The 22753-nt window shown below is 58.8% G+C and carries 20 protein-coding genes; 8 read left to right on the top strand and 12 right to left on the bottom strand.

All coding sequences use genetic code 11. The annotated features are described in order from the left end of the window. Positions 1–126: 126 nt before the first annotated feature. Complete coding sequence (locus tag SIB38_RS14845; protein WP_412550487.1) at positions 127–705, top strand: DUF924 family protein; 579 nt, start codon at positions 127–129, stop codon at positions 703–705. 7 nt (positions 706–712) lie between these two features. Here SIB38_RS14845 and SIB38_RS14840 read toward each other — a convergent pair whose 3' ends face one another. Further along, entirely contained in the window at positions 713–1165 is a 453-nt protein-coding gene (locus tag SIB38_RS14840) for a hypothetical protein (RefSeq protein ID WP_412550486.1), read from the bottom strand. Between the two features lie 159 nt (positions 1166–1324). Between SIB38_RS14840 and lpdA the strand changes: the two genes are divergently transcribed. Next, on the top strand, positions 1325–2719 hold the full coding sequence (gene lpdA / locus SIB38_RS14835; RefSeq protein ID WP_412550485.1) for a dihydrolipoyl dehydrogenase: 1395 nt from the start codon (positions 1325–1327) through the stop codon (positions 2717–2719). 62 nt (positions 2720–2781) lie between these two features. Next, on the top strand, positions 2782–3957 hold the full coding sequence (locus tag SIB38_RS14830; RefSeq protein ID WP_412550484.1) for an MFS transporter: 1176 nt from the start codon (positions 2782–2784) through the stop codon (positions 3955–3957). Between the two features lie 17 nt (positions 3958–3974). On the opposite strand, the gene SIB38_RS14825 is transcribed toward SIB38_RS14830, so the two are convergent. Beyond that, entirely contained in the window at positions 3975–4343 is a 369-nt protein-coding gene (locus SIB38_RS14825; protein WP_412550483.1) for a DUF1761 family protein, read from the bottom strand. A 66-nt stretch (positions 4344–4409) separates the two neighbouring features. Then, the gene (locus SIB38_RS14820) at positions 4410–6608 is read right to left on the bottom strand and encodes a vWA domain-containing protein (protein ID WP_412550482.1); all 2199 of its coding nucleotides are present in this window, start codon (positions 6606–6608) and stop codon (positions 4410–4412) included. Positions 6609–6785: 177 nt separating this feature from the next. Here SIB38_RS14820 and uvrA point away from each other — a divergent pair, with 177 nt between their 5' ends. Then, the gene (gene uvrA / locus SIB38_RS14815; RefSeq protein ID WP_294115015.1) at positions 6786–9647 is read left to right on the top strand and encodes an excinuclease ABC subunit UvrA; all 2862 of its coding nucleotides are present in this window, start codon (positions 6786–6788) and stop codon (positions 9645–9647) included. Between the two features lie 42 nt (positions 9648–9689). Here the strand turns inward: uvrA and SIB38_RS14810 are convergent, their stop codons facing one another. Further along, positions 9690–10124 carry an excinuclease ABC subunit A gene (locus tag SIB38_RS14810; protein ID WP_294115014.1) on the bottom strand — a complete coding sequence of 145 codons (435 nt, stop codon included), beginning with the start codon at positions 10122–10124 and terminating at the stop codon, positions 9690–9692. 126 nt (positions 10125–10250) lie between these two features. Here SIB38_RS14810 and SIB38_RS14805 point away from each other — a divergent pair, with 126 nt between their 5' ends. After that, a complete protein-coding gene (locus SIB38_RS14805; RefSeq protein ID WP_294115012.1) occupies positions 10251–11021 on the top strand; it encodes a helix-turn-helix domain-containing protein in 771 nt (256 codons plus the stop codon). Here SIB38_RS14805 and SIB38_RS14800 read toward each other — a convergent pair whose 3' ends face one another. From SIB38_RS14800 to SIB38_RS14765, 8 genes are all read right to left on the bottom strand, one after another. Next, complete coding sequence (locus tag SIB38_RS14800; RefSeq protein WP_294115011.1) at positions 11022–11216, bottom strand: DUF2892 domain-containing protein; 195 nt, start codon at positions 11214–11216, stop codon at positions 11022–11024. It abuts the gene before it with no gap. Positions 11217–11295: 79 nt separating this feature from the next. Then, positions 11296–12873 (bottom strand): Hint domain-containing protein, encoded by a 1578-nt coding sequence (locus SIB38_RS14795; protein WP_412550481.1) that lies wholly within the window; start codon positions 12871–12873, stop codon positions 11296–11298. A gap of 213 nt (positions 12874–13086) precedes the next feature. Further along, on the bottom strand, positions 13087–13959 hold the full coding sequence (mmsB, locus tag SIB38_RS14790; protein WP_294115009.1) for a 3-hydroxyisobutyrate dehydrogenase: 873 nt from the start codon (positions 13957–13959) through the stop codon (positions 13087–13089). Positions 13960–13963: 4 nt separating this feature from the next. After that, the gene (locus tag SIB38_RS14785) at positions 13964–15004 is read right to left on the bottom strand and encodes an enoyl-CoA hydratase/isomerase family protein (RefSeq protein WP_294115008.1); all 1041 of its coding nucleotides are present in this window, start codon (positions 15002–15004) and stop codon (positions 13964–13966) included. 54 nt (positions 15005–15058) lie between these two features. Next, positions 15059–16198 (bottom strand): acyl-CoA dehydrogenase family protein, encoded by a 1140-nt coding sequence (locus SIB38_RS14780; RefSeq protein ID WP_294115007.1) that lies wholly within the window; start codon positions 16196–16198, stop codon positions 15059–15061. Between the two features lie 219 nt (positions 16199–16417). Next, positions 16418–18292, bottom strand: coding sequence for a diguanylate cyclase (locus tag SIB38_RS14775; RefSeq protein ID WP_412550480.1), 1875 nt, complete (start codon positions 18290–18292; stop codon positions 16418–16420). Positions 18293–18474: 182 nt separating this feature from the next. Beyond that, positions 18475–18888, bottom strand: coding sequence for a hypothetical protein (locus SIB38_RS14770; protein WP_412550479.1), 414 nt, complete (start codon positions 18886–18888; stop codon positions 18475–18477). An 88-nt stretch (positions 18889–18976) separates the two neighbouring features. Further along, positions 18977–20476, bottom strand: coding sequence for a CoA-acylating methylmalonate-semialdehyde dehydrogenase (locus SIB38_RS14765; protein ID WP_412550478.1), 1500 nt, complete (start codon positions 20474–20476; stop codon positions 18977–18979). A gap of 101 nt (positions 20477–20577) precedes the next feature. On the opposite strand from SIB38_RS14765, the gene SIB38_RS14760 reads away from it, so the two are divergent. The 3 genes from SIB38_RS14760 (at position 20578) to coaD (ending at position 22595) form a co-directional block, all read left to right on the top strand. Then, positions 20578–21474: a LysR family transcriptional regulator gene (locus SIB38_RS14760; RefSeq protein WP_294115241.1), complete on the top strand. Its 897-nt coding sequence runs from the start codon at positions 20578–20580 to the stop codon at positions 21472–21474. 69 nt (positions 21475–21543) lie between these two features. Further along, positions 21544–21978: a CBS domain-containing protein gene (locus SIB38_RS14755; protein WP_412550477.1), complete on the top strand. Its 435-nt coding sequence runs from the start codon at positions 21544–21546 to the stop codon at positions 21976–21978. Between the two features lie 119 nt (positions 21979–22097). Further along, on the top strand, positions 22098–22595 hold the full coding sequence (gene coaD / locus SIB38_RS14750) for a pantetheine-phosphate adenylyltransferase (protein ID WP_294115001.1): 498 nt from the start codon (positions 22098–22100) through the stop codon (positions 22593–22595). Positions 22596–22753 lie beyond the last annotated feature (158 nt).

Genomic DNA, 22753 nt, shown 5'->3' with positions numbered 1-22753 from the left:
CGCAAAAGGTCGCGGGCTGTGTCGGGATGTTGCATTTTGTGACTATTCTTTCTTAATTCACTGTGTGTAACGTCCTTAGTACTAAGCGTCTTTTCGTAAGACGGAACAGGCAAAAGGAGAAGGGACATGGTGGGTCCCGAAGAAGTACTTTCGTTTTGGCTTGATGAAGTTGGGCCAAGTGGATGGTATGCGGTTTCCGAAGAGCTGGACGAAAAGATCCGGCAGCGGTTTGAGGCAACATGGGAACAGGCGCAGGCCGGTGGATTGGGGCAGTGGCTGACCTATCCAAGTGGCACCTTGGCGTATGTGATCCTGACCGATCAGTTCTCGCGCAACATGTTCCGGGGATCCGGGCAGGCATTTTCGACCGATCGTAAGGCGCTCTGTGCCGCAAAGATCGCCATCGACAAAAAGTGGGATCTGCGGATCGACGAGCCTGCGCGGCAGTTTTTCTACCTGCCTTTGATGCACTCGGAAAACCTCTGTGATCAGGAACGCTGTATTCGTATGTTCCTGGACCGGATGCCCGAGACCGGTGCGTCCAACCTGTTACATGCCAAAGCGCACCGCGAAGTGATCCGGCAGTTTGGTCGGTTCCCGTATCGCAATGATGCCTTGGCGCGGGCCTCCACTGAGGTGGAGATGGCTTATGTGGCGGATGGTGGCTACGGAACCACCGTGCGGGCGTTGCAGGCGGCGGAATAGGCTGCGATTAGTCAGAAGCTGAGCTGGCGTCCGACGCAGGGTCGGGCGCGTAGCAGCTGGCGATGGCGCCAACACGGCCACTCACGCGGGTGGCCACATCATCCAAGGCGGTTTGCATCAGGGTTTCCGGCGTGTCGGCAAGACGGGCCAAGCTGCTGTTGATGCCTTCCAATTCTAACTGCAACGCGTTGGCGCGGCTTTGCAGGTGCTCCGTGGCCTGTGTTGTGAGAGTGCTGCTGTCCAAAGAGATCGCGGCCAGATCGCTGCGCAGGTTGGCGACCTCGTCCCGCAACCCGTCGACTTTGGTTTCTAGCGGTTCTACGATTTGCAGGTTTTGGGCAAAGCTGGCCACCACTCGTTCAGCGCTGTCAGACAGGCGCCAGAGGAAAAACAGGCAAATCGCCACCAGAATGAGCGTGGCATTGATCATGGCGACCAGAAGATCTTTCAGCGTTTTCATCGCAGTGCTCCCGACTCGGTGATGCGGGCGCAGTGTGCGCTTGTCCTTGCGCGATCACCAGAGGAAAATTGCGCGCAAAACGGGCGGCGCGCTTTGTTGAAGCCGCCACAGAGTTCCAGTAGGCTCGCGCAAAGACATAGCGGGAGGCGGGGAAACACCATGGCTAGCAAGAACTTCGACATGATTGTGATTGGCGCAGGGCCGGGCGGCTATGTGGCCGCCATTCGCGGCGCGCAGCTGGGCCTGAAGGTTGCGATTGTGGAGCGCGAGCACATGGGCGGGATTTGCTTGAATTGGGGTTGTATTCCCACCAAAGCGTTGCTGCGCTCAGCAGAGGTGTTTCATTTGATGGAGCGCGCGAAGGACTTCGGCTTGAAGGCGGAAGGTATTGGCTATGACATTGACGCGGTGGTGAAACGCTCGCGTGGGGTGGCGAAGCAGTTGAGCTCTGGCGTGTCCTTCTTGATGAAGAAGAACAAAGTTGACGTCTTTATGGGGGAGGCGACATTGCCCGCCAAAGGCAAAGTGTCGGTCAAAGGCGAAAAAGGTGTTGAGGAGCTGACAGCGAAGAACATCGTGCTGGCCACCGGCGCGCGGGCGCGGGAGTTGCCGGGGCTTGAGGGCGATGGCAAGCGGGTTTGGACCTATAAGGACGCGCTGCAGCCGCCGCATATGCCGAAGAAACTGCTTGTGATCGGCTCGGGCGCGATTGGGATCGAGTTTGCCAGTTTCTACAACACACTGGGGGCGGAGACCACGGTTGTTGAGGTGATGGATCGGGTTCTGCCGGTTGAAGATGCGGAGATAAGTGCTTTTGCCAAAAAGCAATTTGTCAAACAGGGCATGGCCATCCTAGAGAAATCCACGGTCAAGAAACTTGATCGCGGCAAAGACAAAGTCACCGCGCATATCGAAGCGGGTGGCAAAGTCACAACGCAAGAGTTTGACACCGTGATTTCGGCTGTGGGCATTGTCGGCAACGTCGAAAACCTTGGGCTGGAAAAGCTGGGGGTGAAGATTGATCGGACCCATGTGGTGACGGATCAATATTGCCAGACCGGCGTGGACGGGCTGTTTGCGATTGGCGACATCGCGGGTGCGCCGTGGTTGGCGCATAAAGCGAGCCATGAAGGCGTGATGGTCGCAGAGCTGATTGCGGGTGGGAAACCGCACCCAGTGAAGCCGGAGAGCATTGCAGGCTGCACCTATTGCCATCCACAGGTGGCAAGCGTCGGATACGCCGAGGCCAAGGCCAAAGAGCTGGGCTATGACGTGAAGGTCGGGCGGTTCCCGTTCATCGGCAATGGCAAGGCGATTGCTTTGGGTGAGCCAGAGGGCATGGTGAAAACCGTGTTTGATGCCAAGACCGGTGAGCTGTTGGGGGCGCATATGGTGGGCGCGGAAGTCACGGAGTTGATCCAGGGCTATGTGGTGGGGCGTCAGCTTGAGACCACCGAGGCGGAGTTGATGGAAACCGTGTTCCCGCATCCAACGTTGAGCGAGATGATGCACGAAAGCGTGCTGGACGCCTATGATCGTGTGATCCACATTTAAGTTGGGGTCCTTTTGACGTGGGCGCGTACCGGTTTCGCCGGGCGCGCCTTTGAGGTTTTTCGGTGTCAAAACAGCAGAGTATGCTGCCGGTTGTGGTGATCTGGCTGGCCGGCGTAGGCGCTGCGGGGCAGTTTGCCAAGGTCAGCGTAACGTTTGATCAGGTGGGGCAGGTGTATCCGGAGGCTGGGGCGCGGCTGGGCTTTGCCTTGTCGATCCTTGGGCTCGCGGGGATTTTCCTTGGCGTGGTGGCGGGGGTGCTGGCGTCCAAAATGGGCATGCGGCGTATCTTGCTGGGCGGGCTTGGTCTGAGCGCGGTGGTGTCGTTCGTGCAGGCCTTGGGGCTGTCCTTTGATGTGTTCCTGCTGAGCCGGATTGTGGAAGGTCTGGCGCATTTGGCGATTGTTGTGGCGGCGCCGACGTTGATTGCCAAAGTCTCCCCACCAGAGAAGCGCGCGTTTTCCCTGACCCTGTGGGGCACGTTTTTTGGCGTGGCTTTTGCGCTGTTTGCCTGGCTGGGGCGGCCTTTGGTTGATGCCTATGGGTTAAACGCAGTGTATCTGGCGCATGGCGGCTGGATGGCTGCAAGTGTGCTTGCCGTGGCGGCGATCGGATTGCCGGAGGAGAAGGCGCAGACGGCGCAGCGGCTGCGGCTTGGCGGTGTGCTGAAGCAGCATTGGGAGGTCTATCGCTCGCCGTTTATGAATGCGGCGGCGGTGGGCTGGCTGTTTTACACCTTCTGCTTTGTCAGCCTGCTGACGTTGTTGCCGCCCTATATTGCGCCTGAATGGCGCACGTTTACGGTTGGGGCGATGCCGCTGATGAGCATGATCATCTCCATGACGTTGGGTGTCTGGTTGTTGCGCTATTGGGTGATAGTTCGGGTGATCCAAACTGGGTTTTTGGTCTCCGCAATGGCAGCGCTTGGGCTGCTGCTTTTGCCGGGGTCGCCGGTGGTGTGTCTGCTGCTGGCAGGGGCCTTGGGCCTGATCCAAGGGGCAAGCTTTGCGCTGGTGCCGGAGCTCAATGACACGGCGGCAGACCGGGCCAATGCCAACGGCGTTTTTGCGCAGGCCGGTAATTTGGGCAACACCATCGGTACGCCCATATTATTGGCGGTGATCGCGATGAGCGGCTATGGCGGGATGCTGATGGTGTCGGCTGTGCTGCTTGTGATTGGCGCTGCCGCGCATATGGTTTTGGCACAAGCCCGTGCGCGGGCGCGTGGCCCCGGCGCGTAGGCCGGGGCGACCAGGTTTTACAGGATGGCGTGCGCGAGGATCATTAACACGCCGGAGCCGAGCACGTAACCGACATCGACTGTTATGGCGAAGCGGGACCTGTTGATCCACGCGCCCGTGTTGGCGACATAGGCCGCGCAGGCGAGGATCGCGAGCAGGGCCACGGTCAGGTTCTGCTTGGTTTCGGTGAGTGCTACGATGTAGGCCAGAATCGCGATGGCGATCCAATTTGTGAAGAGCGGGCCCATCGGCATTTTCTCTGGGGGCTCTGGATCGATGTTGCTGCCTTCGGCCCAGCGTTGTTGCAGGCCCAGCACGGGGCCATAGACCAGAAAGCCAAATGCAGAACAGGCGATGAAGCCAACGATAAATGCAATCCAATTCATAGGGTTGTCTCCAATGTTTCAAGGATGAGATTTCAGCCGCCTTTGACGTTGTGAATGTGGCGGAGACTATTCGACTTTCAGTGGCACAGAGGCGAGCAGCTTGTTGTCCACATCCAGGAAGTATCGGATTTCGTAGTCGCCGGGTTCCTCGGGGACCGCGAGCGACAACGATGTACCTTGCTCCGCGTAAGTGTAAGTGATGTACTCGCTGGCCGCGTTGCCAACTGCGAGGTAGTCGCGCGGGTGGCCGGGGCCGGTCCAAGTCACCTCGATGCTGCTGCCTGCGGCGGCCGAGGCCGGTGCGGTGATGGTGACGGGCACGTCCTCAACCGTCAGTGGGGTGCGGGCCAGCACTTTCATCGGGTTGGTGTCCGCCACGTAGCGCAGCTCGTAGGTGCCTGGGTTTGCGGGTAGGTTGAGGGTCAGGTCGCTGCCGTCTCGGGTGTAGGCGTAGGGGCCGTAGTCGCCGTCCGGCGCGTCCGGCGTCACGATGGTCAGGTAATCGCCATCGCCGGCAGGGCCAGTCCATGAGGCAATAATTTTACCGCCAATCGGGCCGGTGGCTGGGCCGGAGACGGTTGCGCCAACCGCTTTCACCTCAACGGTGGTGCGCGCCTGCACGGAGCGGTCTTGCCCAAGCACATAGCGGATTTCGTACGCACCGGCCTCGCCGGGCATCACTAGGTTCAGCGGGTTGCCCTCGCGGGTGTAGGTGTAGTTGACGTATTTGTCGTCCGCCGTGTCGGTGCCCGCAACGGTGATGTAGTCGCCGTCATAACCGGGGCCGGTCCAGGTGACCGAGAGTTTGGCACCGGCGTTGGCGGTGGCGTCTGCGTCAAGGCCATAGGCCAGTGCGGCGACGGAGATCGGTGCGCGATGGATGATCGTACGGTCCTGGCTCATGGTATAGACCAGCTCATAATCACCCGGTTCGCCCGGCATTTGCAGCATCAAGGGGCTGCCTTCGCGGGTGTAAGTGTAGGTGATCCATTTCTCATCGTCCGGTTTGGTGACGGAGATGAAATCACCTTTGTAGTCAGGGCCGGTCCAATCGACCGGCACCGTGGCGCCTGCGACCAGCTCGTCCGGGGCGGAGAGGGTGGCAGTGACGTCAGTGCCTGTGATCGGTTGGCTTGCCAGCGGCTTGCGGCCATCACTCAGGATGTACCGGATTTCATAGGCACCGGGTTTCGGGGGCATTTGTAGCGAGAGCGGGCTGCCTTCACGCGTATAATTGTAGGTGATCCACTTGTTTGTTTCCGGATCAACGGCGGCGATGAAGTCATCTTTGGCGTTGGGGCCGGTCCAATCGACGGTGATCATGCTGCCAGCGGGCGCAGATTGCGGGCCGGACACGGTGGCTGGCGGTTTGAATTCCGGCAGTTCCAACACCACTCGCTTGTCGACCGAGCCGACGCCAAAGCGCATTTCAGCGGAGGCCTCATCCTCAGGGCGTAGGACGGAGACGGTGTATTCGCCCTCAAGCAGATGTTCTTTCAAAGAGGCAGCGCTGTGGTCGTCATGGATGGCGGTGTCGCCGCCGGTGAGATCCCAGATCAGCGGGGTGTTGATGACCGGGCCGTTTTTGCCGTCGGTGGCCACAATCGTGACCTGCACCGGCTGTGGTTCTGGTTCGGGGGGCGGGGCGGCGGCGACTTCGGTGAGGGCGTTGCCCAACTCATCGGCGTTGGCGGCGGCGAGGAATTTGCCGCCGGTGGCCTCGGCCATACATTGGAATTGCGCCAGCGCTTCGGGATCGGTGACGTCAAAGCCCACCACATGCGCGGTGAAGTCGACGCCGGTGGCTTCGAGCTCTTTGGCGACGGCGCAGACATCGGGCACGCAGGTTTCGATGCCGTCAGACACCAGGATCACCGTGGCGGCCTCCTCGGTGTAGCGCAGCGCTTTGGCGGCGGCGACCACGGCGTCGGCCATAGGGGTTTTGCCTTTGGGGGTGATGCCGTTCACGGCGGTGGTGATCGCGGCGCGCGTATCTGGGCCGGGCAGGACCACGGTTTCGATGTCAGAACAGTCGCCTTTGCGGCGGTGGCCATAGACGGTCAGGCCCAAGTCCAGGTCTGCGGGCAGGGTGGTCATCAACTCGCCCATCACTTGCTGGGCAATGGTGATTTTGGCCACGCCTTCAATTTGGCCCCACATGGAGCCGGAGCCGTCCATCACCACAATGGCGGCGGGGTTGTCCTGGGCAAGAAGGCTGGTGGGCAGCAGGCAAATTGCGGCCGTGGTCGCTCTCAAAAACGTCATCCAAAAGGTCCTCAAATTCGTAATGCGCAGAGACTACGAGAGAAAATTGGATCGAGGCAAGTATCAGTTCAAAAACCGGGCTTGGCGAATTAAAATGTTCTCTGTATGTTCGCGATATCTGGTTGGCAGAGCGGGTGCGATCCCCTATGTCTGGTGCCGTATCCGTTGGGGGTTTGAATGGCCGAGCTGAAGAATATTGAGGTGCGCGGGGCGCGCGAGCACAACTTGAAGTCCATCGATGTGGACATTCCGCGCGATCAGCTGGTGGTGATCACCGGTCTGTCGGGTTCGGGCAAGTCCTCGCTGGCCTTTGACACGATCTATGCCGAAGGGCAGCGACGCTATGTCGAGAGCCTGAGCGCCTATGCGCGGCAGTTCCTTGATATGATGGAAAAGCCGGATGTGGATCACATCAGCGGGCTTTCTCCGGCGATTTCGATTGAACAGAAGACGACCTCCAAGAACCCGCGCTCGACAGTAGGTACGGTGACGGAGATTTACGACTATCTGCGTCTGCTGTTTGCCCGTGTGGGCACGCCGTATTCGCCCGCCACCGGTCTGCCGATTGAAGCTCAGCAGGTGCAGGACATGGTTGACCGGATCATGGGTCTGGAAGACGGTACGCGCGGCTACCTGTTGGCGCCGATCGTGCGGGACCGCAAAGGTGAGTACAAAAAAGAGTTCCTGGAGCTGCGGAAGCAGGGTTTTCAGCGGGTGAAGGTCGACGGTGCCTTTTATGAGCTGGATGAGCCGCCGACGCTGGACAAGAAGTTCCGCCATGACATTGATGTTGTCGTTGACCGGCTGGTGGTGCGCGAAGGCATGGAAACTCGGCTGGCGGACAGCTTGCGTACTGCGCTCGACTTGGCAGATGGGATTGCGGTTCTGGAGACCGCGCCCAAGGAGGGCGACCCGGAGCGGATCACGTTTTCTGAGAAATTTGCTTGTCCGGTGAGTGGGTTCACCATTCCCGAGATTGAGCCACGGCTGTTTTCGTTCAACGCGCCGTTTGGGGCCTGTCCAGAGTGTGACGGGTTGGGCAAAGAGTTGTTCTTTGACGAGCGGTTGGTGGTGCCGGATGTGACGTTGAAGGTCTATGACGGGGCGCTGGCGCCGTGGCGGAAAGGCAAGTCGCCCTACTTCCTGCAGACAATTGAGGCACTCGCGAAGCACTACGAGTTTGACAAGAACACGCCTTGGAAAGAGCTGCCAAAACATGTGCAGCAAGTGTTCTTGTACGGCTCGGGCGAGGAAGAGATTGAATTCCGCTATGACGAAGGTGGTCGGGTCTATCAGGTGACGCGGGTGTTTGAGGGCGTGATCCCCAACATGGAACGGCGCTACCGCGAGACGGATAGCAACTGGATCCGCGAAGAGTTTGAGAACTATCAGAACAACCGTCCGTGTGGCGCCTGTCGTGGGCACCGGCTGCGTGAAGAGGCTTTGGCGGTTCGGATCGCCGAGAAACATGTTGGCCATGTGGTGCAGCTGTCGATCCGCGAGGCTTTGGCCTGGATCGAGAGTGTGCCTGCGGCGTTGACTCCGCAGCGGCAAGAGATTGCGCGGGCGATTGTGAAAGAGATCCAGGAGCGCCTTGGTTTCTTGAACAACGTGGGGCTGGAGTATCTTACCCTGTCGCGCAACAGTGGCACGCTGTCCGGCGGGGAAAGCCAGCGTATTCGATTGGCAAGCCAGATTGGTTCTGGCCTGACCGGCGTGTTGTATGTGCTGGATGAACCGTCGATTGGTCTGCACCAACGTGACAATGACCGTCTGCTGACGACGCTGAAAAACCTGCGCGATCAGGGCAATACGGTGATTGTGGTGGAGCACGACGAAGAGGCCGTGCGCGAGGCGGATTATGTGTTCGACATTGGCCCGGGGGCCGGTGTGCATGGCGGTCAGGTGGTGTCCAAAGGCAAGCCGGAAGAGATTGCCGCCGATCCGGCGTCTTTGACCGGGCAATACTTGTCGGGTGCGCGTGAAATTGCGGTGCCAACCGAACGGCGCGAGGGCAATGGCAAAGCGATCACGGTGGTGAAGGCCACGGGCAACAACCTGAAGAAGGTCACGGCGGACTTCCCGCTTGGTAAGTTTGTCTGTGTGACCGGTGTGTCTGGTGGCGGCAAATCCACGCTGACCATTGAGACGCTGTTCAAGACTGCGTCGATGCGGCTGAACGGTGCGCGGCAGACGCCTGCGCCTTGTGAGACTATCAAGGGGTTGGAACATCTGGACAAGGTGATCGACATTGACCAGAGACCCATCGGGCGCACGCCACGGTCCAATCCGGCGACCTATACTGGCGCGTTCACGCCGATCCGCGATTGGTTTGCCGGACTGCCGGAAGCTAAAGCGCGCGGTTATAAGCCGGGGCGGTTCAGTTTCAACGTCAAAGGTGGGCGTTGTGAGGCCTGTCAGGGCGACGGTGTGATCAAGATCGAGATGCACTTCCTGCCGGACGTCTATGTGGAGTGTGAAACCTGCAAAGGCGCGCGGTATAACCGCGAGACCTTGGAGATCAAGTTCAAAGGCAAGAGCATTGCCGATGTGCTGAATATGACCGTTGAGGAAGCGCAGGAGTTCTTCAAAGCGGTGCCCAGCATTCGCGATAAGATGGACGCGCTGATGCGGGTTGGGCTTGGCTACATCAAGGTTGGGCAGCAGGCGACAACGCTTTCCGGTGGGGAAGCGCAGCGGGTGAAGCTGTCCAAGGAGTTGGCGAAACGATCCACTGGTCGTACGCTCTATATTCTGGATGAGCCGACCACGGGTCTGCACTTTGAAGATGTGCGTAAGTTGCTGGAAGTGCTGCATGAATTGGTCGATCAGGGCAACACGGTTGTGGTGATTGAGCACAATCTGGATGTTGTGAAAACCGCCGATCATATCATCGACATTGGCCCGGAAGGTGGTGACGGTGGCGGCAAGGTGGTTGCCAAAGGCACGCCGGAGAAGGTCGCCAAAGTGGCGGCGAGCCATACTGGGCGGTACCTGAAAGACATGCTGGTGCCGAAGAAGAAAGTGGCAGCAGAATAAGATAGTCGGGCGGTGGTTGCAGAAAACCACCGCCCGTTTTCTTTAGGCCGCCACAGCTTGGCGGGGTTTTGCCAGCGTGATTGGCAGCACAAACATTAGCAGGAAGCCGGTATTCATCACCACGTTGAACCAGGCGCCTGCAACGAAGGAGCCTGCGCTGTCCACCACATACCAACTCCAGACACCCCAGCTGATGATGGAGGCGCCGATTTCAGGATCGTTGGCGTAAACGCGGATGGTGACTTGCCAGGTCACAACGCCAAGGCTGACCATGAGGCCGCCGCCGATGGCTGCGAGAACCTTCTCGCTGTCGCCACCAAAGCTTTGTGCGCCATCAAGGGGCAGGTGTGTGAGGTCCAGAAACCAGCCGACGATGCCGTGAAGTCCGCCAATCATGGCAAACAGCGGAATGAGGCCAAAAAGCACTGTGCCAAGTGAGGTGAGTTTCAGAAGGTAGATCGCGCGATCCTGTGTCATGTGATGTCTCCAGTTGAGGTTATGGCGACAAACTGCATCCGATTGGTGAGGCAAAACAATTACCTGTGAGGTAAGTGCTTTGCGCAAGGGATCGGTTATGGTGGTCGGGACAATGAGGAGCAGGACATGGGCGTAGAGTTTGGCGCGGTTTTAAAGGAGTGGCGGCAGGTGCGGCGGGTGAGCCAGCTGGACCTTGGGTTGTCCGCTGGCGTGAGCTCACGGCATATCTCGTTTCTGGAAACCGGCCGCTCGCGCCCCAGTCGGGGGATGGTTCTGCGGCTTTGTGATGAGTTGGAGGTGCCGTTTGCGCAGCGCAATCGCATGTTGTCGGCGGCGGGTATGAGCCCTGCGTACGCCGAGCGTGATTTGTCAGAGGCGGATATGGCGCCGATGCGGGCGGCGATGGAATGGACACTCAAGCGGCACGAGCCATATCCGGCGATGGCGATTGATCGGCATTGGAAGCTGGTGGCGATGAATGCGGTTTCTGCACAGTTGTTGGCTGGGTTTGAAGTTCAGGTTGGCGACAGTCTGATTGATATGATGGTTGACTCGAAGGGTGTCCGGCAAGCACTTGTTAATTATGAAGAAATTCTGCGTCACATGATTGCGCGTCTGCGTGTCGAAAGCGCGCATTTCGGGCATGATCCGGTGCTGGAAGACGGCATTTCGCGTATGGAAGAGCGGCTTGGCGAGGCGGTACTTGAGGTGGATGGCATCAAACCCGCGATCATTCCGGCGGTGTATGAGTTTGGGGGGATGCAGATGTCGTTTTTCTCCACGATCAGCCAGTTTGGGTCCGCCGAGGATATAGCCCTCAGCGAGCTGCGGATCGAGATGATGTTTCCTGCCGATGAAGCCACGCGCCTCGCATTGGAGGCGCTGGCCGGGGCGTGATCACTTGGTTTCTAGCGGACAGGTGCGAAAACCAAAAACGGTGTAAAGCGGGCAGGTGCCCAGCAGGCCCGTGAAGAGAGGGATCAGGCCGATCCACATCCAGGCGCCATAGCCAGCCATGGCTCCGGCGAGGAGCGCGAGGCCAATAACGATCCGCAAAATTTTGTCCACAGTTCCAACGTTCTTTTTCAGCATGTGTTTCCCTCCTAAGGTCGAGAGAAAAATACATGCGTCAAATGGAATGTGATTTGATCTGCCTCAATGTGGGTGCAGTTTAGGCCGCCAGAAGCGCCGTGGCCTCATAACTGCGCAGGCTTGGGCGGGCGGAAATGTCGGCAAAGCTGATGTTTTTCTCGCGCATCACCTGCCGCAGGGAGCGGTTAGCGAAAGGATCAAAGCTGTAGCGTGTCATCGGGCCGGGCAGGAAGCTCTCGGACCATTGGCCTTCGGAATAGAGCAGCTCGTGTTGCGGCATCAGGATGTGGAAATAGGTGATGGTGCCATTGGTTTCGCACCGGGTCACATCGCGGCCATTCACAAGGTCCTTGGCTTTCACCAGCACCTCGCCGCATCCAAACAGAAGTTCGGCGCGGTAGCCTTGAAGCAAGACGCGGTGTTGCGGGGACACGATCAGGTCGCGGTCATTGTCGAGCACACCGGCTTTGATGCGGATGGGCAGGGATTCGTAACGCGGCGGCATATGGGAGTGGCCAATCCACTGGATTGGCTGGAAACCATTGTCGAGCGTGTCGACCAGCATACCGGCGCGCAGCTCTTCGACGGGAATGTCGCCCTCTGAGGTGCGGATCAGAGTACCGGCGGTGAAGCAAGGCGCGTGCTGCTCGATCTCGACCAATGCGGTGTCGGTTTCTCCGGCGGAGTCCTCGATGGTGTAGTTGAAATAAATGGTTTCGTTGTCGGTGTCTGCATCCACGGTGAGTGTGCCATCGGCGTTGAGTGTCACCACCTGGCCGGTGGCCAGGGTCACGCTGTTGGGCAGGCCGCCGCTGCCGTCGTGGCTGACGGCCACGCCGTTGATATGTGTGATGGTCAGGGTAGGGCCGGCGGACGAGCTGTCGTTGTTCAGAACGTCCAATGTTTTGCTGTTGCCATAGGCGATGCGCATGTCATCGTCCTGGGCCACAATGGCGGTTTGCACCGAACCACCGGCGATCAGCAGGTTGGAATCATATTGCGTGTCTGTGGCGTCGGCGATACCGATCACCAACTCGTTCACGCCGTCTTGCAAGGGCACCACGAAGGTCAGGGTGACGGTGAAACCGTCCATCTCGGTGTTGTATTGATCGCCCGCGTTGTCGACGTAGATGTTTTCGTTGGCGTCGTTGATGTTGCCCACTGTGGCGCCGCCGTCGCCGACCGAAATTTGGGCTTCGACACCGTTAACCCAGACGCCAATGGCGTCGTTGTAGCTGAGGTATTCCGGATATTCTTCGGACGAGAGCACGAAGTCGATGGTGAGCAATTCACCAACGGTGCCGTTGAAGTCGATGGTCAGGTAGGAGGCATCAAAGGTGTTGGTGCCTGCGGCCGCATTAAACAGCGCGTTGTTGTCCTCACCAGAGGTGTTGGTGGAGGTGTTGGCGCGTTGGTTGGTGTTGGTGCTGCCGTTGCTGTTGGTGAAGTCGTCGACATGGCCGGTGGAGAGGATCACGCCACTGTCAGCAGGGGCCACGCCCGCGCTGGTGGTGTCCGCGCCGGTGTAAATGCCGGAAGATTGGGCATCACCGGTGTAGGTGGCACTGACGATACGGGTTGGGTCGCCAAAGATCTCGTTGGCCATCGCGGTGGCGGTGGCGCTTGTGTTGATGTTCAGTTCCGTTGCCGTTGGCATGGCTCTACCTCAGTGCGTTCTGCTCTTGTCCAATTCCGGAACCTCTGCGGGTCCTCGGTCAGGGCAAAATTGGCGGGCAAACGTGGCGCGAACGGGGCTGGGGTAAGGAAAGATTAATTAAAATTGTGCGGGGTCAGCGGATGTGCCGGGCAACAAAAAGGGCCACGCCAGACGTGGCGCGGCCCTTTGTTTTATGGCGGAAAGGTCGCGGAGTTAGCCTCGACCGCGTTTTTCGAAACGTGGCAACATTGCGGAGAAGTCGGTGCCAAGCCCGCCTTCCTTCTCCACAAACTGCTCATAGAGCGCTGCAGCGGCTTGCCCCATTGGGGTGTCTGCATTGGCACTTTCGGCGGCTTGTTGCGACAGGCGCAGGTCTTTGAGCATCAATTCAGAGGCAAACCCTGGCTGGTAGTCGTTGTCGGCTGGCGATTGCGGGCCAACACCCGGGGCCGGGCAGTAGGCGTTCATGGTCCAACTGTAGCCGGACGAGGTGGAGACCACGTCAAACATCGACTGACGGTCCAGACCTAGTTTGTCGGCCAGTGCAAAGGCTTCGCAGGTGGCGATCATGGTCACGCCGAGGATCATGTTGTTGCAGATCTTTGCGGCCTGACCAGCACCGGCGTCGCCGCAATGCACCGCCTTTTGGCCCATGATGTCAAACAGAGGGTCGGCCTTGGCAAAAGCGTCTTTGGAGCCACCGGCCATAAAGGTCAGCGTACCGCCAGCCGCGCCGCCCACACCGCCTGACACAGGCGCATCCACAGGCAGGAGGCCGGCTGCGGTGGCTTCTTCGGCCACGGCGCGGGCGCTGTCCACGTCCACGGTGGAGCAGTCCACAAAGGCGGCGCCTGCAGACATCACCGGGATGATTTCGTTGGCGACAGCGCGCAGGATCTGGCCATTGGGCAACATGGTGATGACCACATCCGCGCCCGTGGCGGCGGCTGCGCCGGTATCGGCCATGGTGACGCCTTCGATGGCCACATCTGCCATGTCAAAGCCGGTGACCTCATGGCCCGCTTTTGCAAGGTTGGCGGCCATGGGACCACCCATATTGCCCAGTCCGATAAATCCGATCTTCATGGTGCTACTCTCCCTTTTCAAATGTCAGCGCATCCGCTCCAAGTGGCAGCAGCATTTTGGTCACCTTGCCAGCGGGTAGGGTGTCCAGGCTGTATTTCCATTGCGGATTGCGGTCTTTGTCGATGATTTGTGCGCGGATGCCTTCCAGAAAATCGCCATCCTCCATGGCGCGGAAGGTAAAACGGTATTCCTGATCTAGCGCAAAGCGGATGTCGTCGCGATTGCGTACGCGGTGAATGATCTCTAGCGCCGCCCCCATGGCGATGGGGGAATTGCGGGAGAGTTTTTTCAAGGCACCGGCGGCGAATTCGCTGTCGGAATACTTCAGCGCGTTTAGGACGTCACTGAGGGCCTCGCCACCGAAGTTGGCGTCGATGTCGGCCTGCTGGGTGGTGAGCGGTCCTGCCTCTGGTTCAGAGGCGGCGGCGTCGATCAGGGTGTAGTCAGCCGTCTCTTCGAGTTGTGCGATCAGAGCGGGCCATTGGTCTTCTGGAATGAAGTAGTCGGCAAAGCCTACGTAGATTGCGTCCGCTGCGTTGAGGCGCGCGGCGGTGAGGCCGAGGTATTCGCCCAATCGACCCGGTGCACGGGCGAGGATCAGCGAGCCGCCCACGTCTGGTACAAGGCCAATGCCACATTCCGGCATGGCGATTTGGCTGGTGGTACCGACAACGCGGTGGGAACCGTGACAGCCCACACCAACGCCGCCGCCCATGGTGAACCCCTGCATGAAGCTGACCACCGGTTTGGGGAACTCAAAGAGTTTTGCGTTCATGCGGTATTCGTCGGCCCAGAATTTCCGGCCATAGGCAAAGTCGCCTTTGGTGCCGGTGTCATAGAGCTCAGCGATGTCGCCACCGGCGCAGAAGGCCTTTTCACCTTCCGCATCGATGACGATCATTTTGACGTCGTCATCGGTGGCCCAGATGTCGAGCGCGTCTTCGATGGCGATGCACATGTCATAGGACATGGCGTTCAGCGCCTTGGGGCGGGTGAAGGTGATGCGGCCGGTTTGACCAGATTTGCGGATGGAGATGTCAGACACGCGGGGCGCTCCGTCTTTGAAAAGGGCCGCTCCTGAAGGGCGGCCCGGTCGTGGTTAGGCAGAGATCATCTGGCGGGAGATGATCAAGCGCATGATTTCGTTGGTGCCTTCGAGGATCTGATGCACCCGCAGGTCGCGGACAATTTTCTCGATACCGTAATCTGCGAGGTAGCCATAGCCGCCGTGCAACTGCAAGCAGCCGTTGGCGACGTCAAAGGCCACGTCAGTGACCATCAGCTTGGCCATGGCGCAGTATTTGGTGGCGTCGTGGTCGCCGTTGTCGAGCTTCCATGCGGCCTGGCGCAGGAAGGTGCGGGCGGCTTGCAGTTTGGTTTCATACTCGGCGAGGCGGAACTGTAGGGCCTGGAACTGATTGATGGATTTGCCAAAGGCCTTGCGCTCCGACATGTATTGCACGGTCAGGTCGAGGGCTTTCTGAGCGCCGCCCAGAGCACCCGCAGAGATGTTCAAACGACCACCGTCCAGACCGTTCATGGCATAGGAGAAGCCTTTGCCTTCTTCGCCGATCAGGTTGTCGGCCGGCACTTTGCAGTCGTCAAATTGGACCTGGGAGGTCGGTTGGCTGAGCCAGCCCATTTTCTTTTCCAACGCGCCAAAGGACAGGCCGTCAGTGCCATCCTCGACCACCACAGTGGAAATGCCCTTGGGGCCGTCTTCGCCGGTGCGCACCATGCAGACATAGGCGTCAGAATAAGACCCGCCGGAGATAAAGGCTTTGGTGCCGTTGAGAACATAGCCTTCGTTGTCGCGTTCGGCGCGGGTTTTCAGGGCCGCGGCGTCAGAGCCTGAGCCGGGTTCGGTCAGGCAGTAGGAGAAGACCTTGTTCATGGAACACAGATCCGGCAGCCATTTTTGTTTGGTTTCCTCGGAGCCAAATTTGTCGATCATGCCGCCGCACATGTTGTGGATCGACAGGAAAGACCCCACAGAGGGGCAGGCCATGGCGAGGGCTTCAAACACCAATGTGGCGTCAAGACGTGACAAGCCAGAGCCGCCATATTCTTCGGACACATAGATGCCACCGAGGCCCAGTTCGGCGATTTGCGGCCAGAGATCTTTTGGGATGGTACCTTCGGATTCCCACTTCTGGGCGTGTGGTGCTATGTGCTCTTCGCCAAAACCTTTGGCCATATCAAAGATCAGGGTCTGTTCTTCACTCAGTGCAAAATCCATGTCTCATCCTTCAAGATCGCGGCGTCGGGAAGACCGATGCCAAGGCGGGTGCGGGTGAGGGCAGGGACCAAGGTCATTCGCAGCCTCCCTCCGCGAATTGAACATGTGTTAAATTACCACCCTTGTACAAAGATTGCAAAGCTCGAATGGCGCAAAAATAGCGCTATCACGCCGCGATATTGCAGAGTGATTTTGCAATTTTGCAGGGGCGGTTGTGGTCTAGCCGGCCGCTTTGAGATCGTCGGAAGGGGATTCTGCGCCTTCCTCGATCATTTGGACATAGGTGACAGAGCGGTTCCGGCCCGTGGATTTGGCGTGATAGAGGGCTTCGTCGGCCCGCAGGAGCAGTTCGCGCGGTTCGAGGTCGGAGTTCGGGTCGGCGCAGGCGATGCCAAAGCTGGCGGTGACGCGCAGGCTGACGTTGCCGGTGCATTCGGTGGTCAGTGCGGCGATGCGATTGCGCATGCGTTCAGCCACCACTTTGGCATTGTCGCAGGTGGTGTCGGGCAGGATCATCACAAACTCTTCGCCGCCATAGCGGCACACACGGTCCGCGCGGCGCAGATTGGCGGCTTGTACCAGATCGGCGACGGCGCGCAGCACGTCGTCGCCCGCGGGGTGGCCATAGGTGTCGTTCACGATCTTGAAGTGGTCGATGTCAAAGATCACCAGCGAGATGCCTTGATCGGAGTAGTCTTTTTCGCGCCACGCCAGAGAGAGCTCGTTGTCAAACGCTTGGCGGTTCAGCAGACCTGTGAGGTGGTCTCGGCTGGCGGTGTCCAGCGCGTTTTGGTGCAGCTGTTGCAGGTTGGAGCGCTCCAAGTCCAGGACTTCGGCGCGGCTCACGGCACTGGTGACACGGCGACCAACTTTCAAGCTGTAGGCGCAGATGAACAGAACAAAGGCGTGGTTGGCGAGATAGACGCCTTGGTAGGTGTTGGCGACGATGATGTCGTTTGCGCCTGCTGCGAGAGGAACGAACCATCCTAACGTGTAGAACCAAGCATCTGGTATGCGCTTGATGATGGCACGAGCGCTGGTCCAGAGGATCAGACCAAAGATCACCACGCAATACATTTGGATGGCATAAAGCTGCTCGGTGACAAAAGGCAGGGGCGCGGTGAGCACAACTGCGCCACCCAGCATGGCGATAACGCCCGTCACCAGCGGACCACCCAAATCGGATAGGCAGCGCCAGACAAGTGCTTGCTGCAGCGTGTAGCCGGCCCAGGCTGCCAGCAAAATGTCAGCGTACTCTATTCGGATTCGTAACGGCCGGACGTCGGGACCAAACACCATTTCCAGCGTTCCAGCCAGGATGACCGAGCGCAGTAGAAACGCGAAAGACACCAGCGCAAGCAGCAAGGTGGCTGTGTCTTTGCGGTAGACCACAAACAGAAATAGATTGAGGGCGGCGACCAGCAGTGTGATGCCAATAATGGTGCCTTCGATGATGTGGTTTAGATGGGCGTTGCTTTGCAACAAGGCGGCGTCTGCAATGACCGGGGTGCGCAGGATGCCGCCGTAGCTTTGCAGCTCTTTGCGGACCTGCACCACCAGGTAGCCTTCGCCGATTTGGTCCAGCGCAAAGGTTTGGTGGATCAGGGAGGCCTCGATTGGCCCTGTCATTGCGCCGCTGCCGCCAATCCGATTGGCCTTGGTCAGGTCATTGGCAGGCACCCAGAACACCTCGTACGCGTCGGCCACTCTTGGAAAGGTGATCGCCAGTGGCGTGCCGTTGGAGTAGGGCAGCGTGACGTTGAGCACATAGGTGCCGGTGCCGTGGGCGTGGGGATTGGTTTCGGACACGGTTTCGGAGCTCTGCCAGTCATCTGGCACGTGCAGAAGGCCAAATTCGTCCGCGTTGGCCGCCGCGACCGCCTCTTGTGGTGTGAGGCGTGCGCCAAAATGAAACCACCAATCACCATCCAGGCGGGCTTTTTCTCGGGTGTCAAATCCGAAGGAGGACAGGTCACGTTCTGGTCCGGGGCCGCTGTGCGCCAGAGCGGGAGCCGGACCTGTGAGTGACAGCAAAACCCACGCCGTCACAACTGCGGCGGCGCATAAAAACGCACGTGCAATTTTGAGGTGCATGGGCCTGTGTCTCATTTGGTTTTGTGTTGGAAAACTTGTGAAGCACAGGCTTTAAAGTCGGTTTAACCTAGGGGACAGGCCGCGGGTTTGAGCGCTTCCAAAGTAGGCGGGAATTGGATCAAACTTTAAACGACAGGCGGAGTTTTGCCGGTTGGTTGAAACTGCTGACGCGACGTTGTGTTCTAGTCTGCGGCGCTGAGCAGTTGATTGAGGCTGGATTGTGGCAGGCCAAGAATGGCCAGCGCATCCGCCTCGTTGTCCTGAACAATTGGCACTACCGACGGGAAGGGTTCCCAACTGCGCAGCGCGAGGCGGGCCAGTTTCTTGCCCACATCGGATATTGCGTAGTAGATGATCAGCGTTTCGGCATTGTTGCCGGTAAAGGCCTCAGCCTTTTTGGCCTGTGCCTTCATCAGTTCGAGGTAGTCCTCGTCCCAACCCGTCAGAGCACTGAGGTCGACAAACTGTTTTTGCCCTGGCCGAAAGTCTGGATGTTGGGCGTAGGAGGCAAAGGCCTGAAAGGTATCAGCCATATTGGCATGGCCGTCGTATCGGACGTAGACCAGTCCGATGGAAGAGAAGATCCGAAACGACACGGACACGGTTGCATACCCCTTTGCCAAAAAAAACGGGCGGTACGAGACCGCCCGTTTGTATGCAAATGATCACAGAATTTGGTCTGGATCAATCCATCTGTTTGAAGTGGAACTCGCCGCCTTCTTTAATGCCCGATGGCCAGCGAGAGGTCACGGTCTTGGTGCGTGTGTAGAATTTGAACGCGTCTGGGCCGTGCTGGTTCAGGTCACCAAAGGCAGACTTCTTCCAGCCGCCGAAGGTGTGGTACGCCAGTGGCACTGGGATTGGCACGTTCACGCCAACCATGCCCACGTTCACGCGGTTGGCAAAGTCACGCGCGGTGTCACCGTCGCGGGTGTAGATCGCGGTGCCGTTGCCGTACTCGTGATCCATCGCCAGACCCAGCGCTTCTTCATAAGACTGCGCGCGCACCATGGAGAGCACAGGGCCGAAGATTTCGGTCTTGTAGATGTCCATGTCTTTGGTGACGCGGTCAAACAGGTGTGGCCCAACAAAGAAGCCGTCCTCATAGCCCTGCAGGCTGAAGTCGCGGCCGTCCACAACCAGATCGGCACCCTGATCGACGCCGGTCTGCACCAGACGCAGAATGTTTTCCTTGGCGGCGGCGGTCACAACCGGGCCGTAGTCTACATCGTCGCCAGCGGTGTACGGCGCAATCTTGAGCTTTTCGATGCGTGGTACCAGCTTGTCGCGCAGACGGTCTGCGGTTTCTTCGCCAACCGGTACGGCAACGGAGATCGCCATGCAGCGTTCGCCAGCAGCGCCGTAGCCCGCGCCAACCAGCGCGTCGGCTGCCTGGTCCAGATCGGCGTCTGGCATGATGATCATGTGGTTTTTCGCGCCACCGAAGCACTGTACGCGCTTACCTTGGGCACAGCCGGTGCCGTAGATGTATTCGGCAATTGGGGTGGAGCCCACAAAGCCCACGGACTGGATGATTGGATCGTAAAGGATCGCGTCCACGGCTTCTTTGTCGCCGTTCACAACCTGAATGATGCCTTTTGGCAGGCCAGCCTCTTCGAGCAGTTCGGCCAGCATCAGCGGCACGGATGGGTCGCGCTCGGACGGCTTGAGAATGAAGGCGTTGCCGCAAGCGATTGCTGGGGCAAACATCCACATCGGAATCATGGCCGGGAAGTTGAATGGAGTGATGCCCGCGGTCACGCCCAGAGGCTGACGCATGGAATAGATGTCGATGCCAGGACCGGCGGCGTCGGTGTATTCACCTTTCAACATCTGTGGCGCTGCGATGCAGTATTCCGCCACTTCCAGACCACGCTGGATGTCGCCTTTGGCGTCTGGGAAGGTTTTGCCGTGTTCGGACGACAGTTTGTCGGCCAGCTTGTCCATGTCGCGGTGCAGCAGGTCGACAAACTTCATCAGCACACGGGCGCGGCGCTGAGGGTTTACGGCGGCCCAAGCCGGCTGTGCGGCCTGTGCAGCGGCTACGGCTGCGTCCATCTCTTCTTTGCTGGCCAGGGGCACTTTGGCCTGAACCTCACCGGTGGCCGGGTTCATCACGTCGGCAAAACGGCCGGACGTGCCTTTGACGTGTTCGCCGTTGATGAAATGAGTCAACTCTTGCATGGCATCCTCCTATGACAGTTGAGCAAAAGAATAGGCTTGCAAAAATCACCGGAAAAGAGGCAACTGTTCAAAACGGCTTTGCAAAAATGAGTGGGGATGGCATGGCGGCGCATTGGGATGATCTGCGAGTGTTTTTGGCAGTTGCACGAGAGGAAAGCCTGTCGGCGGCTGGGCGGCGGTTACAAGTGGACCCGGCCACGGTGGGGCGACGGGTGGCGCGGCTGGAAACGGCTTTTGAATCGCCCTTGTTTGTGAAGTCTCCGACGGGTTATGCGCTCACCGACGCAGGGCAGCGATTGATGGGGCATGCACTTCGGGTCGAGCAAAGCCTACAGGAAGCCACTGAGGAGATGGTGGGGCAAAGCGCTGGATTGTCAGGGCAAATTAGGATTGGTGCGCCGGATGGCGTGGCCAATTATCTGCTGCCAGCCGTGTGTGGCCGCATTGCCGAGGCCAACCCGGATCTTGAAATTCAGATTGTCGCCTTGCCGCGAGTCGTCAGCCTGTCACGGCGGGAAGCTGACCTTGTGGTGGCGGTGAGCGCGCCGACGGCGGGGCGGCTGACCGTGCAAAAAATCACCGACTACAAGCTGCATCTGGCCGCAGCAAAGTGGTATCTGCGCAAACGGCCTGCGATCACCTCAGTCGAGGACCTCAAGGATCATGTGGTGACCGGCTATATCCCGGATATGATCTTTGACAAAGAGTTGGATTACCTCAGTGAAATTGGCATCGACCGGGTGCGGCTGGCGTCCAATTCCGCCTCAGTGCAGTTCAACTGGGTGCGCAGCGGGGCCGGGATCGGTGTGGTGCATGACTTTGCCATTCCATGGGGCCGCGGTGTGACCAAGGTTCTGGAAAATGAGGTGAGTTTGACCCGCAGTTTCTATTTGATCCGGCATGCCGACGACCGGCGGCTGGAGCGGCTCAATCGGTTCTCTGAGGCGTTGTGTGAAGGTATGCGGCAAGAGGTGGCCCACCTAGAAGGTCAAACTTGACAAGTGCTTAGGATGCGGCAACGCTGACCCTCAGGGGAGCGCAAGAACTGTTGAAAAGCGGAGGTAGCCATGCTCGTACACCAAATTCTCAAGTCCAAAGGCTCGGAAGGAGTCCTGACTGTGAAACCGGGAACCTTGGTGGAGGAGGCGGCAAAAATCCTTGCCGAAAATGGGATTGGGACTGTCATCGTGTCACCTGATGGTGAGGCCTTAGCGGGTATCCTGTCAGAGCGCGATATTGTGCGGGAACTGGCCAATCGCGGCGTGGGCTGCATGTCTGACAAAGTTGACGACTACATGACCACGGAGCTTGTGACCTGTGGTCGCAACGATGATGCGGTGTCGGTGTTGGAAAAGATGACCAAAGGCCGGTTCCGCCACATGCCGGTGGTGGAGGGCGAAAAGCTCGTAGGTCTTGTTTCATTGGGCGATGCGGTCAAAGCGCGGCTGTCGGAAGTGGCGATGGAGAAAGACGCGTTGCAAGGCATGATCATGGGGCATTAAGCCTGTGCCGCGACGTTCTCTGTCCGCAGAACGACCTATGCCTTAAAGAACCCTTGCAAATGGCCGCGCAATAATGTTGCGTGCGCGCAGGACCGCAAGACCCACCGGGGGAGGCAGAAATGCGCACCGCACTTTACCCAGGCACGTTTGACCCTATCACATTGGGACATATAGATATTATCCGCCGAGCGGCCGTTTTGGTCGATCGGCTGGTCATTGGTGTGGCGATCAATCGCGACAAGGGGCCGATGTTTGATCTGGAAGAGCGGGTGGCGATGATTGAGGGCGAATGCGCCAAGCTGTCCCAAGAGAGCGGCACAGAGATTGTTGCGCATCCGTTTGAGAACCTGCTGATCGATTGTGCCAAAGAAGTGGGCGCGCAGATCATTGTGCGGGGCCTGCGGGCTGTGACCGATTTTGAGTATGAATATCAAATGGTTGGCATGAACCGTGCGTTGGACAGCAGCATCGAAACCGTGTTTTTGATGGCGGACCTGAAACATCAGGCGATTGCCTCCAAGCTCGTGAAAGAGATCGCACGGCTGGATGGGGACGTGTCCCAGTTTGTGACGCCCGCGGTGAACGACGCGCTGATGCAGCGGTTGGGCAAAGCCTGACGCGCGGCAGCGGCGTTAACACAAAAATTCAGCCCCAAAATCACGTCGGTATCCTGTCGGTCTCGCGGCTGTTTTTGAACGGTGCGTTTTGGTGCGGACAAGTGTGACCGCACCGCACGCTGCAAGGTCTTGTGGCGCAACAGCTCTTTGCAAATCTG

Source organism: Shimia sp. MIT910701, assembly GCF_047126315.1.
Taxonomy (GTDB): Bacteria; Pseudomonadota; Alphaproteobacteria; order Rhodobacterales; family Rhodobacteraceae; genus Shimia.
Note: the sequence above shows the minus strand (reverse complement) of the source record. Positions and strands in the feature narration are given on the sequence as shown.